We start from the raw sequence: 13531 nt of genomic DNA, 5'->3' as shown, positions 1-13531 counted from the left end.
CACTTATACATTAAAGCAGCTTCCGCCCACAAACTCCCTGAGAAGAGAATTAAACGGAATGCCCTCACAGGGCACCGGAACAAAATAATCCAGAAATTTCAGAAGTCTTTTCGCTTCCTGATACTCCGGCTCACTTTTATCGATTCCAAACAATAACGGCTCCGCATAAACCTTCAGGCAGGCAAGCTCATACACAAGTGCAGAATTAAACATCACATCTGCCTGTTCCTGGAACGGGAAGATATTCTGCTCTTCCCCTCTTCGCACAGAAGGCCATCTTGCGATCGTATCCTTTGCAGAAGTTCCACGTGTACGTGCATCGCGGACAATTCTCCGGATCAGTCTTCCATCTGTCGTCGGGATCCTGTTATGCTCATCAATATTCAGCTGCGTCAGGGCACTGATATAGATCTTAAATTTGCTTTCCTTCGGAAGCGCATAGCTCAGCTTGTCATTCAGCCCGTGAATACCCTCGATCACCAGGATATCTTCTTTCCCCAGCTGTAATTTATCTCCCCGGTACTCTCTGCATCCTGTCTTAAAATTAAAGGTAGGCAGATCAACCTCTTTTCCGGCAAGAAGGTTTAACATATCTTCGTTAAACTGCTTCGTGTCGATTGCTTCCAGACACTCATAATTCTTTTCCCCGAATTCATCCAGCGGGGTATGCTCACGGTCTACAAAGTAATTATCCACTGCAATCGGATGAGGCTTTAATCCATGGGCAGAAAGCTGAATTGATAATCGATGGGAAAAGCTTGTTTTTCCCGAGGAGGACGGACCTGCGATCATCACAAATTTCACATTTCCACGTCGCTGGATTTCCTCCGCAATGGATGAGATCTTCGCCTCGTGAAGAGCCTCCTGAATCAGCATCAGACTCTGGACACCCTCTCTGGTGATCCGGTCATTGAGATCTCCGACTGTGGCAACCTCCAGCTTATCTCCCCATTCCTCCGATTCCTTCTGCACACGGAAAATCTTGTCCTGTGGTTCAAAAGGCTCCAGTTTATCCGGTGTATTCTGTTGGGGCAGGATCAGCACAAAGCCCTCATCATAAAGCTGCAGGTCAAAATACTGCACATATCCGGTATCCGGTGCCATAAAACCGTAAAAATAATCCTCGAAATTCTCCAGGCTGTAAATATTCACTCTGGAAACCCGGCGATAACGGAACAGTTTTTCTTTATCATACATATGATGCCTGTGGAACATGAAAATGGCTTCATCTGTACTGACACTTTTCTTATAAATTGGAAGCTTCTGCTCCACAAGTTCATGCATCCGCCCCCTTACCCGATCAAGCAGCTCCTGATCCAGTGTGGCACTTCCCTTCATGGTAAAATAAAGCGCATTTCCCAGGGAATAATGGATCACAACATGATCTACATTCTCTTTGCCTGCCACATCAAAAATAGCTTTCAGAAGGATAAAAATAGCACTTCGCCGATAGGTCTTCCGTCCCGCGCTGTCCTTCGTTGTCACAAACTCCACTTTACAATCATGTTTTACTTTTTTGTGCAGCTCACGGAGTTTTCCGTTCTCGGTCACAAGAATGACCGGATACTCAGTTGTGCCCTCATAATCCTTAACGATCTCAGAATAAGAAGTCATCTTCGGATATTCCCTTGTTTCTCCGTTTATGGTCACTTTTATCATCGTCTGTTCCATAACGATCACCTCCACAGGCTTATATTTTAATATGATCTATATTTACAAAACAGTATATGGATTTTTCACACTCGCGCAGGTTGTCTTAAGCTTGGGAAAAGCTTTTTTAAGCTCTTTTTCCATTGCTTCCGCAAAAATATATTCCGTTCCGTAATGTCCTGCGTCTACAATCGCAAGTCCGTCGGCCATGGTATCGATTGCCGTATGATAATCAATATCGCCGGTCACATACACATCGGCGCCTGCCGCCATCACATCCCGTATCATGCTCTTTCCGCTTCCTGTACAGATCGCCACTGTCTCGATTTTTCGATCCAGATCTCCATAGACCCGTACATCTGCAAGACCATTGCATGCTTTTACATATTTTCCAAACTCGGCAAGTGTCATGGGATGCGGGAGCTTTCCGACTCTTCCAAATCCCTCCTGCTGTTCTCCTGATTCATCCGTAACAGAGAGCACCTTGGTATCCTGAAGTTTCAGATAATTCGCACTTAAATCTGCCATTCCGATCACATCATAATTGGTGTGCATGGCAAAATACGGAATATCCTCCCGGATCAGACGAAGGATCTTTCTTCCGGTAAATGTATGATTGTTGATTTTCTTGATCCCGGAAAAGATCATAGGATGATGGGTCAGGATCATATCCGCACCTGCTGCCACTGCTTCATCAAGCACCGGCTCTGTAAGATCCAGTGCAAGAAATACATGGGAGACCTCTTTCTGGTCATCGCCAACCAGAAGCCCTACATTATCCCATTCCTCCGCAAATTTCTGCGGATGATGTTCATTCAGCCATTCGATCAGTTCATATGCCTTCATATCGTTTAAGAGCTGTATTTATCAGCTCCATTTCCTCCTTTACCTCTGCAAGACGGTCTTTCGCAGATACAGATGGTGCCTTTGAAAGATTTTTGAGTATTTTTTCACGGATAGACGCCTCTCTCTGAAGATATTCTTTCAGAACAGGATGGCGTTCTTTCAGAAGAAGGGGACCAAACCATGCCTCTTCTTCTGTATAAATTAATTTTTTTTCTGTTTTGTTTCGCACAGCCTTCATCATGGGATAAAATTTTCCGTCTTCCTTTATCATTTCTTCCTGGATGATCTCCCAGCCGATCTCCGAAAGAAAATACCGGAAATGAGGAAGGTCCGACTGGGGCTGCAGGATCAGTTCCTGAAACCCCTCCCGGACCTTCGCTCCATCATTTAATATCCGTTCCATAAGAGGACCGCCCATTCCTGCGATCACCAAGGTATCACCTTCACCCGGCTCAAGCCCCTCAAGTCCATCGCTTAAACGGGTCTCTATGTAATCCGCAAGACCATAGCGGGTAATGTTCTCTTTTGCTCCTGAAAGCGGTCCCGGACGTACATCCATGGCGATCGCCGTCGGTACTCTCTTCTCACTGACAAGGTAGATCGACAGATATCCATGGTCACATCCCACGTCTGCCAGCCGGTTTCCGTTTGTTACCATACCGGCAATGGCCATAAGACGCCTGGAAAGCTGTACGGATAAATTCTTAGTCAAGGTAATCCTTCAGCTTGCGGCTGCGGCTGGGATGACGCAGCTTACGCAGAGCTTTTGCCTCGATCTGACGGATACGCTCTCTTGTAACATTAAATTCCTTACCAACCTCTTCCAGAGTTCTGGCACGTCCGTCGTCCAGTCCGAAACGAAGACGGAGAACCTTCTGCTCACGGTCTGTCAGTGTGCTTAAAACCTCCACAAGCTGCTCCTTAAGAAGAGTAAAGGCAGCTGCATCTGCAGGAACCGGTACATTGTCATCCTGAATGAAATCTCCAAGATGGCTGTCTTCCTCCTCACCGATCGGAGTTTCCAGAGATACCGGCTCCTGGGAAATCTTAAGGATCTCACGTACACGATCTACCGGCATATCCATCTCCTCTGCGATCTCCTCCGGCGTAGGTTCACGTCCAAGCTCCTGAAGCAGCTGACGGGAAACACGGATCAGCTTGTTGATCGTCTCAACCATGTGCACCGGAATACGAATGGTACGTGCCTGGTCAGCGATCGCTCTTGTGATGGCCTGACGGATCCACCATGTTGCATAGGTACTGAATTTATAACCTTTTCGGTAATCAAATTTCTCAACAGCCTTGATAAGTCCAAGGTTACCTTCCTGGATCAGGTCAAGGAACAGCATTCCACGTCCCACATAACGCTTCGCAATGCTGACAACAAGACGAAGGTTCGCCTCTGCCAGACGTTTCTTGGCAGCCTCATCGCCCTTTTCCATTCTTTTGGCAAGTTCGATCTCCTCATCAGCACTTAACAGGCTGACTTTACCGATCTCTTTCAGGTACATACGGACCGGATCCTCGATGCTGACACCTTCCGGTACGGAAAGGTCGATTTTGTCAAGCTCTACCTCTTCCTCATCCTCAATACCATCCATATCCATATCATTATCAAGGAGGAGTTCGTCACCACTGTTATCTGTGATACGGAGAACATCCACACCGCTGGCCTCAAGGAAATCAAAAACCTTCTCCATCTGGTCTACTTCCAGTGGGGAATCCTTGAAGAAATCGCTGATCTCCTGATATTCCAGCACATTCTTTTTCTTTTTTGCAAGTTCAAGAAGCTCTACAAGTTTCTCGCTGAATTTTGCCATATTCATTTCCATAGGTGCTCTATACCTCCATATAGTGTTTATATTTTATCCTTAATTGAAAGAAATATGCAGCTGCTGCCGCTTTCTTCCAAGGTCTTCCAGTTCTTTTTTGGCCTTTATCAGTTCCTGGAGTCCCGCCATATCCGACGGATCCCAGGTACGGTTCTTTTCTTTGAGGCTTTCCTCCTTGATACGAAGAAGCGCATCGGAAAAAGCTCTCTGCTGCTCTCCCTCATTTTCCAGATGAATGGTAGCGTTAAAAAGTGATGCCACTTCTCTCTGATCTTCGCTGTCTGTAAACGCATTGAGAAGTTTTCCCGGATTGGTCTCTCCTTCTTTATGCTGATCAAACAACATCTGTGCCACCTGTTTATACAATGGCACTACAAAATCTGACGGTGAGATATATTTCTCCACCTCATTAAAAATCCCAGGATAGTTCACCAGCCAGGTGAGCATCAGCTTCTGTGCCTTATCTGCTGCGGATTCCTTCTTCTTCGTCTCCGGCGTGCCGGATTTCGGCTGAACACGCTTCTCGGCCGGTGTTCCTTTCATGGCCAGCATATTGACTCGCTTGCGGATATCCTCAGTTCCCACACCAAGCCGACCGTATTCTTTTACGATTGCTTCTATATAAAGATTCCTTTCCAGTTCATCAGAAAGCTCCAGAAGCATCTCGGCACACCGCTCAAAAAACTGATTCTGCCCCTGAGGGGTTTCCATGGAAAAATCCTGTTCCGCAATGTGCACACGGAACATAAAACTATCCATGGCATGTTCCAGCCGTTCCTCAAAGGCTTCTGCCCCTTCGTTCTTGATAAACTCATCCGGATCCTTCCAGGGCTTCAGGCTTACAACTCTTGAAGTCACTCCTGCTTCGCGCAAAATCGGGATTGCCCGGAGTGCTGCCCGGATTCCTGCACCGTCACTGTCATAAAGAAGAAGTACTTCTTTCGTGTAGCGTTTCACAAGACTTGCATGACCGGAAGTCAGCGCCGTTCCAAGAGAAGCTACCGCATTGGTAAAACCTGCCTGATGCATGGCAATCACATCCATATAGCCCTCACAGAGAATGAGATAGTTTTTTCTTGTGGTACGCGCAACATTCAGGCCATACAGGTTCCGACTCTTATCAAAGATCTTCGTCTCCGGAGAGTTTAGATATTTCGGCTTGCCATCTCCCATAACACGGCCACCAAATCCGATCACACGGTTATTTACATCCATGATGGGAAAGATCACACGATTCCAGAACTTGTCGTACATTCCCCGCCGTTCATCCACATTAAACAGCCCGGATTCCCTGAGAAGCTCATCGCTGTAGCCCTTGCTTTTCAGATATTTATACAGATCATCACTGTATTTATCCGAATAGCCCAGTCCAAACTTGCGGATGGTCTCGTCCGAAAGTCCCCTGCCTGTAAGATACCCATACGCTGTTTTTCCGCTCTCACGCCGCAACTGATAATAAAAATACTGTGCAGCCAGTTTATTGATCTCCAGAAGCGTTGCCCTCTGCTCTGCTTTTTCTCTTGCTTCCCTGGAATATTCGATCTTCGGAAGCTCTACCCCAGCCCGGTCCGCCAGGTGGGAAAGTGCCTCTCCAAAGGAATAGTTCTCATATTCCATGATAAAATTGTATACGTTTCCTCCTGCGCCGCAGCCAAAGCAGTAATACATCTGCTTGGATGGCGTCACGGAAAAGGAGGGAGTTTTTTCGTTATGGAAAGGGCACAGTCCAAAATAGGAGCTTCCCTTCCTGGTCAGTTTCACATACTGGGATATTACGTCTACAATGTCATTTTTCATCCGGACTTCTTCTATGATGTCATCTGAATAGCGCATACTTATCCCTCTTTTCTGTTTAATATATCTCCCAAGCCTTCGGTATGTATATCTCCCGGAATTTCTCCATGGAATACTGATCCGTCATTCCTGAAATATAATCACACACAGCCTGTCCTTTTGAAACACCCCGGTATTCTGTCAGCTCCCGGTATTCCCGTGACATGGCATCCGGGTGTTCTATATAATATTCGTACAGCTTAGTCAGCATCTTGGCTGCTTTATCCTCTTCCTTCTTGGCAACCGGATTCTCATAAACATTCCGGAACATCAGTGCCCGAAGTTCCATCATCGCCTCAAAAACATCCGGCGACATGGAGATGCTGTCCTTATCCATACTGTTCTCTATAATATTATGTACGAAGGTATTCAGTCGTTCTCTCGTGGTATAGCCCAGAAAGGTCCGCATGGTGATCGGAATATCATCCTCAGTTATGATTCCTGCACGCTGAGCATCATCCATATCATGATGGATATAAGCGATCTTATCCGAAAAACGTACAACCTGTCCTTCCAGCGTGGTTGGATTCCCGCTGGTTCGGTGATTCCTGATTCCATCTCTCACTTCCCATGTAAGATTCAGCCCGTTTCCATTTTTCTCCAGTACCTCCACAACCCGGACGCTCTGTTTATAGTGGGCAAAGCCTCCCGGATGTATCTGGTCAAGTGCTCTCTCACCGGCATGTCCGAAAGGTGTATGTCCCAGATCATGTCCCAATGCAATCGCTTCCACAAGATCCTCATTCAGGCGAAGTGCCTTGGCAATGGTCCGGGCGATCTGCGATACCTCAAGCGTGTGTGTCAGCCTGGTCCGGTAATGATCCCCCTGGGGTGCCAGAAACACCTGTGTCTTATCCTTCATACGGCGAAATGCCTTACAATGAAGGATCCGGTCTCTGTCTCTCTGATACGCAGTCCGCACATCGCATTCCTCTTCCGGTCTGTCCCGTCCTCTCGTATCTGCACTATGCGAAGCAAAAGGGCTCAAAAGCTCCCGTTCTCTCTGTTCCATGCTCTCTCTGATATTCATAAGCACTTCCTCCACAGTCTGACAAACAACGGCGATAAAAATACCCTCTGTTAATTATATTCTACACAAAACCGCAAATTCCTCTTTTCTCAAAAAAAAATTCAAAAAATATTGGTTTTATGGTCCAATCCGACCTGAAGATGTCCAAAATTCTCATATTATATATGAAACGGGCGCAAAATCAAATGTAAAATAATTTCGTATAGTCAAAAACAGAGCTGCGATTCACAGCTCTGCCTCAAAGTCATGCGGAAGATGGGACTTGAACCCACACGAGCGCAATGCTCACAAGATCCTTAGTCTTGCTCGTCTGCCAGTTCCGACACTTCCGCATATCGCATTTCATTGGAAATTTCCAATGCGGAAGATGGGACTTGAACCCACACGAGCGCAATGCTCACAAGATCCTTAGTCTTGCTCGTCTGCCAGTTCCGACACTTCCGCATGACCGCATTTCCTTGGGATTTTTTATTTTCTCCCTCGCGACAAGTGATAGTATAGCAAAGCGATTCTCATATGTCAACACTTTTTTTGTTTTTTTCTGAATTTGTGATTTTTTCCGTTTGTTCTCCCTCTTTTCTTCTTTTTCCAACAATATTCGAGCAAATTTTATTTCTTTGTAGTAAAATATAATTGGGTTTATGCTCAAAAACATACTAAAAGGAGGCACATATGAAAAACAAAAAAGCACAAGTACTGTCGATTTTTCTTTCTGCATGTATGCTGGGCACTTCTGTCCCTGTAAGTGCAGCTGATTTTTCTGCGGAAGCATTTTCTGCGGATGAAAGCACAGTCGCAGAGACACCTTCTGATATCTCTGAAGATATCTCTGAAGATATCTCTTCTGAAGAAACTCCTGACTCCGACAGTACAGATACGCCGGAAGAACCGGCCGAGGATCTTTTCCAGACACCGGAAGCTTCTGAACCCGCCGACACAGCTGACAGCCCTGATGCCGCTTCTGTGGAAGACAATTTCAGTACCGGCGATGAAGAAGAAACTTTTTCTGATTCTGATGAAAACGATGTTTTTTCATCCGGAGAAGAAGGGGTACAGGCTGGCATTCTGGATAATTCTGCAGAAGCCCGCATGGCAAAAAGAAACTCTGTTGTAGAAGCAGATATTCCGATATCTGACTCCGTATCCACCACCTGCACGATCTACGAAGGCAGCAATCTCGAAAATCAGAATTATACCAACTGGTCCTCTCCTGTGGAATCTTATCTCACAACAAGTCCGGATGGTTACCTTATGCGCGTTCAGAACGATGCCATTGATGGTAAACTTCTGATTGAATACTACGATTCCGGATACAATCTTAAGAAAACCATGACACTTGATCTCTCACTGCCTGTATTCGGTGCTTTTTACGAAACTGGTGACAGCTATTATATCCTCACCGGTGCAAACAACACTGAAAAAGACGATACCAAAGAAGTCTATCGGGTAAGCAGATATTCCAAAGACTGGAAATCCCAGGGCTCCTGCGGTCTTTTTGGCGCAAATACCACTTACCCCTTTGATGCAGGCTCTGCGCGTATAACATCCTACGGAAAATATTTGTTCGTTCGTACCTGCCACGAAATGTACAACGGACATCAGGCCAATGTAACCTTCTCCGTGGATACTTCCAAAATGTCCATTGTGGATAGTTTTACCGGTGTCAGTAATACAAATCTGGGCTATGTCAGTCATTCCTTTAACCAGTTTATTCAGATTGACAACGGAACTCTTCTGGGCTGCGATCATGGCGACGCTTATCCTCGTGCCATTGCAGTTCTTCAATATGTAACAGACATCAGCAATGGTTCCTTTGTTCCTAATTATTTTTCAACTCCATGTAAAGAAATCGACCTTATGACGTTCCCCGGATCTACAGGAAACAACTATACAGGCGCATCTCTGGGTGCATTTGAATATTCTGACAGTTCCTACCTGGCTGCCGGAAACTATGATGCGGACAATAACTCCAGAAATGTATTTATTTCCTCTGTATCCAAATCCGGAGGCACTCCTGTTGTACGCTATTTTTCCAATTATGCCGGCACTTCTGACAGTGCTTCCACACCACATCTGGTAAAAACCGGCAACAACAGCTTCGTACTTCTCTGGTCCAGTAACGGCTACGTTTACTATACCGCGATCGACGGAACTGGTCAGCAGGTCGGCTCTACTTACAAGATGGCCGGAAATCTTTCCGACTGCGTTCCTTCTATTATTAATGGAAAACTGATCTGGTACACATGGAAAAACAGCCACAATACTTTTTATGAGATCAATCTGTCCGATCTTTCTTCCAACAATGCTGTGCGAATCGAGAACGGGCACAAATATGTATATGGCACGACTATAGAAAACTATCAGATTGACAAGACCTGTCGTGTCTGCGGCATTTCTTCCAAAGCTGTCGTTCCTTCAAAGGTCACTGCCCGTATCACTCCTTCCGGTTCCAGTTACCGGACTCTGGAAAAAAGCGATTTTCTGAATATGGGACTCAGCTATACGATCACCCGCCTGAGCTGGTTTTCCGGTGATTACCCCAATGATAGCGATTTTCTGTCTGACTGTATCATTTCCAGTTCAGATGAAAATGTTGTTTCTGTAAACCAGACCACTGGCGGCGCTGCTGTCATCACCCCACAAAAGCCCGGCAAAGCCACGCTTACTATTCAGTCCAAATATAATCCGGATGCTGTATTCACCTCTGAATTATATGTGGATATGTTAAGTGAAGATGTATTCACTTTTTCTAATGAGTATGTCGGATATTATAACGGTACAGACAAAACCCCAGATGTACATATATACCGTTCCGGTCTTACTCTGCAAAAGGATACAGACTATACGGTTACAGTCAGCGGAGACACGATCAACGCAGGTACTTTTACCATGACCTTCACCGGAATTGGTAAATATACCGGCAGTGTAACGAGAAAATATACGATCAAGACTATGTCCATCCTTACCACCAACACTACCTGCACCCTTACGCCAAGCACCTGCATCTATGACGGTAAACCGGCAGAGCCAAAGGTAACCATCGTCAACGAAGGCAATACCCTGGTCGAGGGCAAAGATTTCACTGTAGAATATAAATACAACACAGCCCCCGGAAGAGCACGCGCAGGTATCACAGGTATCGGAAATTACCGCGGATATTTTACCACTACCTTTTATATCAGCTATGGCAATATCAGTAACTGCGATGTCTCACTTTCTGATGAAACGCTGATCTATGATGGCACAGCAAAAAAACCTGCTGTAACCGTAAAGTGTAACGGCAATACTTTAACAGAAGGCACTCATTATACTCTGTCCTATCGCAACAATGTGAATGCAGGCACCGCTTCCGTTACTATCACAGGCAAGGGCAATTACTCCGGAACGCTCACCAAAACATTTAAGATCACGGCAAATGCTCTCAACAAGTGTACAGTTCAGCTTTCCGCATCCTCTTTTACTTACGATGGAACCGAAAAGAAACCAAATATCACAGTGACCTCAAACGGAAAGAAACTGTCTTCCGGTACTGACTATACGGTTTCCTACAAAAACAATGTAAATGCAGGTACTGCAACCGTTACCGTCGCAGGTACCGGAAACTATACAGGCAAAAAAACAGCCACCTTCCAGATTGCCCGCGCAAAAGCTACACTCACGGTAAAGGCAGCTACTCTTACGCTGAATCAGAGCACCAGCAAAACAGCAGTCATCAAAAGCAAAAAAACGGACGGAAAGATCACCTTAAAATCTTCCAACAGCAAGATCGTGAAGATTTCCGGTACCAGCATCATTCCGTTAAGCCCGGGAAAAGCTACTGTCACAGTTACTGCAGCACAAGGCAAAAATTATAAGTCCGCATCTGCGAAGCTCACAATCACAGTACGCCCTCTGAACACCGGCAGTATTTCTCTGAAGTCCACTGCAAAGAGCCAGGCAAGCGTATCCTGGAAACCGGTAACATCCATTACGGCTTACCAGATTCAGTGCAGTACCTCAAGCAACTTCAAGGGTGCCAAAACTGTCACCGTAAAAAGCAGTTCCAAATCTACAGTACTGAAAAAACTGACCCGCGGCAAGAAATACTACATCCGCATCCGTACATACAAAACCGTCAGCAAGAAAAATTATTACTCCACCTGGAGCAAAACTTCTTCTGTCAAAGTAAAATAAGCAATATCAGTTAATAGAAAAGCTGCATCACAGACCGGTCCATTTATCTTCTGGTTCTGTGATGTAGCTTTTTTACATTTACTTTTAATTTTATGGTACAAAAAAAGAACCGTGACCTCTCACAGTTCTTCGCAAATAAAAAAATGCGGAAGATGGGACTTGAACCCACACGAGCGCAATGCTCACAAGATCCTTAGTCTTGCTCGTCTGCCAGTTCCGACACTTCCGCATATCGCATTTCATTGGGATTTTTTATTTTCTCCCTCGCGACAAGTGATAGTATAGCAAAGCATACTGCATATGTCAACACTTTTTTCTAAAAAAATCAAAAAATATTTTTTATTTATACAATTTGAATTTTTCGTTCAAAAAGAGCCATCTGTATCCTCATACAGACAGCTCTTTATATCCTGTTATTTCAGACTATGAAATTAATGATCAGTCAAAAATGATCAGTGCCATAAATACAAGATCTGTTTCTCCTGTATTTGCAAGTCCGTGTCCTTTCCCGTCCGGTGTAATGGTGATGTCACCGGCTTTTACCGGGCGTTTCACACCGTTATCATCGTACTCGCCCTGTCCGCTTAAAATATAATAAGTCTCTGTCTCGCCATGATGCTCATGGTATCCAAGGGAACAACCCTTCTCAATGGTAACCTGGGAATACAGTCCGCATTTGCCTTTCAGCTCGTCTCCCTCAAGAATGTCTTTGATAATTACATGACCTTTACCGCCACACATGTTTTCTACTCTTCTAATACCCATGATAAAATTCCCCTTTCGTAATTGCGTGAATTTTTATGAACGCTGTTTTTTATGATCCGGCGTTCGCTTCCTGTACAATTATAAACGATATGATAAATTTTCGCAATCCTCATTACTGTTTTCCATAATTTACTCAAAAAGCGAGGCTGATCTTTCAGAGATCTGCCCCGCTTTTTTATTTTTACAGATTTTTAATTCTTTCAATTGCCTCAAGGGTGTTCTCATAGCTTCCGAATGCGGTCAGACGGAAGTATCCCTCGCCCTGTGCACCGAAGCCTGAACCAGGAGTACCTACGATATGTGCTTTCTCAAGGAGGTAATCAAAGAATTCCCAGGAAGTCATCTTATCCGGAGTTTTCAGCCAGATATATGGCGCATTTTTTCCACCGGATACAGAGAAGCCTGCTGCGGAAAGTCCATCCAGGATCGTTTTCGCGTTACGCATATAATAAGCAACCTGCTCCTTCAGCTGTGCTTTTCCCTCTGGAGAATATACTGCCTCACCTGCTCTCTGCACGATGTACGGAGCACCGTTGAATTTGGTTCCGTGGCGTCTTGCCCAAAGGCTGTGAAGCTCTACACCGTCACGTACCAGTTCCTTCGGAACTACGGTAAATCCAAGACGAACACCTGTAAATCCGGCATTCTTGGAAAAGCTTCTAAGCTCAATGGCGCAGGTTCTTGCACCTTCACACTCATAAATACTGTGTGGAACATCCTCCTCTGAGATATATGCTTCGTATGCTGCGTCATAAATGATCACACAGCCGTTTTTGTTCGCGTAATCGACCCATGCCTGCAGAGCCTCTTTTGTGATGGCACCACCGGTCGGGTTGTTCGGGAAGCAGAGATAGATAAGATCCGGTACCTCACCCGGGATCTCCGGAAGGAATCCGTTCTCCTCTTTGCATGGCATATAGATCACACCATCAAAATTCTCACGCTCTTTGTTGTACTCACCGGTACGACCTGCCATAACATTAGTGTCTACATATACAGGATAAACCGGGTCGCAAACTGCAACCTTGTTATCCAGTCCGAAGATCTCCTGGATGTTTCCGGAATCACTTTTTGCTCCATCGGAAACAAAGATCTCGTCTGCGCTGATGTCGCAGCCTCTGGACTGATAATCATTTTTTGCAATGGCATTTCTTAAGAACTCATATCCGAGATCCGGAGCATATCCGTGGAAGGTTTCTGCGTGTGCCATCTCGTCTACAGATTTATGAAGGGCATCGATGATCGCCGGTGCAAGGGGCTGTGTCACATCACCGATTCCAAGACTGATCACGGAATCCTTAAATTCCGGATTGGCCTCCTTATATGCTTTAACCTTCTTCGCGATATTGGAAAACAGATAGCTTCCCGGAAGTTTTAAATAATTCTTATTTACTGTAACCAT

At 45.3% G+C, this 13531-nt stretch carries 9 protein-coding genes and 3 tRNA genes; 1 reads left to right on the top strand and 11 read right to left on the bottom strand.

All coding sequences use genetic code 11. The annotated features are described in order from the left end of the window. Window positions 1-3: 3 nt before the first annotated feature. The 8 genes from WMO28_RS05610 to WMO28_RS05575 form a co-directional block, all read right to left on the bottom strand. Window positions 4-1671: a nucleoside kinase gene (locus WMO28_RS05610; protein WP_349056317.1), complete on the bottom strand. Its 1668-nt coding sequence runs from the start codon at window positions 1669-1671 to the stop codon at window positions 4-6. 42 nt (window positions 1672-1713) lie between these two features. After that, window positions 1714-2496 (bottom strand): Nif3-like dinuclear metal center hexameric protein, encoded by a 783-nt coding sequence (locus tag WMO28_RS05605; RefSeq protein WP_178645438.1) that lies wholly within the window; start codon window positions 2494-2496, stop codon window positions 1714-1716. Then, entirely contained in the window at window positions 2483-3208 is a 726-nt protein-coding gene (locus WMO28_RS05600; RefSeq protein WP_349056316.1) for a tRNA (adenine(22)-N(1))-methyltransferase, read from the bottom strand. Before WMO28_RS05600 ends, WMO28_RS05605 begins: the two co-directional genes overlap by 14 nt. Beyond that, a complete protein-coding gene (rpoD, locus tag WMO28_RS05595; protein WP_148447579.1) occupies window positions 3201-4328 on the bottom strand; it encodes an RNA polymerase sigma factor RpoD in 1128 nt (375 codons plus the stop codon). The genes WMO28_RS05600 and rpoD overlap by 8 nt, the downstream gene beginning before the upstream one ends. Before the next feature lie 39 nt (window positions 4329-4367). Further along, a complete protein-coding gene (gene dnaG, locus WMO28_RS05590) occupies window positions 4368-6161 on the bottom strand; it encodes a DNA primase (protein ID WP_349056315.1) in 1794 nt (597 codons plus the stop codon). Window positions 6162-6180: 19 nt separating this feature from the next. Next, on the bottom strand, window positions 6181-7191 hold the full coding sequence (locus tag WMO28_RS05585) for a deoxyguanosinetriphosphate triphosphohydrolase (protein WP_349056314.1): 1011 nt from the start codon (window positions 7189-7191) through the stop codon (window positions 6181-6183). 247 nt (window positions 7192-7438) lie between these two features. Beyond that, window positions 7439-7523: transfer RNA gene (locus tag WMO28_RS05580), tRNA-Leu, on the bottom strand. A 27-nt stretch (window positions 7524-7550) separates the two neighbouring features. Continuing rightward, window positions 7551-7635 (bottom strand) — tRNA-Leu (locus WMO28_RS05575). A gap of 228 nt (window positions 7636-7863) precedes the next feature. Here WMO28_RS05575 and WMO28_RS05570 point away from each other — a divergent pair. Continuing rightward, window positions 7864-11364, top strand: a complete 3501-nt coding sequence (locus tag WMO28_RS05570) for a fibronectin type III domain-containing protein (RefSeq protein WP_349056313.1) — start codon at window positions 7864-7866, stop codon at window positions 11362-11364. A gap of 144 nt (window positions 11365-11508) precedes the next feature. Here WMO28_RS05570 and WMO28_RS05565 read toward each other — a convergent pair. The 3 genes from WMO28_RS05565 to WMO28_RS05555 all read right to left on the bottom strand — a co-directional run bounded on the left by WMO28_RS05565 (window position 11509) and on the right by WMO28_RS05555 (window position 13531). Continuing rightward, window positions 11509-11593 (bottom strand) — tRNA-Leu (locus tag WMO28_RS05565). Window positions 11594-11802: 209 nt separating this feature from the next. Continuing rightward, window positions 11803-12129: a cupin domain-containing protein gene (locus WMO28_RS05560; RefSeq protein WP_349056312.1), complete on the bottom strand. Its 327-nt coding sequence runs from the start codon at window positions 12127-12129 to the stop codon at window positions 11803-11805. Window positions 12130-12310: 181 nt separating this feature from the next. After that, complete coding sequence (locus WMO28_RS05555) at window positions 12311-13531, bottom strand: LL-diaminopimelate aminotransferase (protein WP_349056311.1); 1221 nt, start codon at window positions 13529-13531, stop codon at window positions 12311-12313.

The organism is Blautia aquisgranensis (assembly GCF_040096615.1).
Taxonomy (GTDB): Bacteria; Bacillota; Clostridia; order Lachnospirales; family Lachnospiraceae; genus Blautia_A; species Blautia_A aquisgranensis.
Note: the sequence above shows the minus strand (reverse complement) of the source record. Positions and strands in the feature narration are given on the sequence as shown.

Coding starts and splice junctions, on each gene's coding strand:
- WMO28_RS05610 (WP_349056317.1), bottom strand. CDS start 1,671: ATGGAACAGACGATGATAAAAGTGACCATAAACGGAGAAACAAGGGAA.
- WMO28_RS05605 (WP_178645438.1), bottom strand. CDS start 2,496: ATGAAGGCATATGAACTGATCGAATGGCTGAATGAACATCATCCGCAG.
- rpoD (WP_148447579.1), bottom strand. CDS start 4,328: ATGGAAATGAATATGGCAAAATTCAGCGAGAAACTTGTAGAGCTTCTT.
- dnaG (WP_349056315.1), bottom strand. CDS start 6,161: ATGCGCTATTCAGATGACATCATAGAAGAAGTCCGGATGAAAAATGAC.
- WMO28_RS05585 (WP_349056314.1), bottom strand. CDS start 7,191: ATGAATATCAGAGAGAGCATGGAACAGAGAGAACGGGAGCTTTTGAGC.
- WMO28_RS05570 (WP_349056313.1), top strand. CDS start 7,864: ATGAAAAACAAAAAAGCACAAGTACTGTCGATTTTTCTTTCTGCATGT.
- WMO28_RS05560 (WP_349056312.1), bottom strand. CDS start 12,129: ATGGGTATTAGAAGAGTAGAAAACATGTGTGGCGGTAAAGGTCATGTA.
- WMO28_RS05555 (WP_349056311.1), bottom strand. CDS start 13,531: ATGGTTACAGTAAATAAGAATTATTTAAAACTTCCGGGAAGCTATCTG.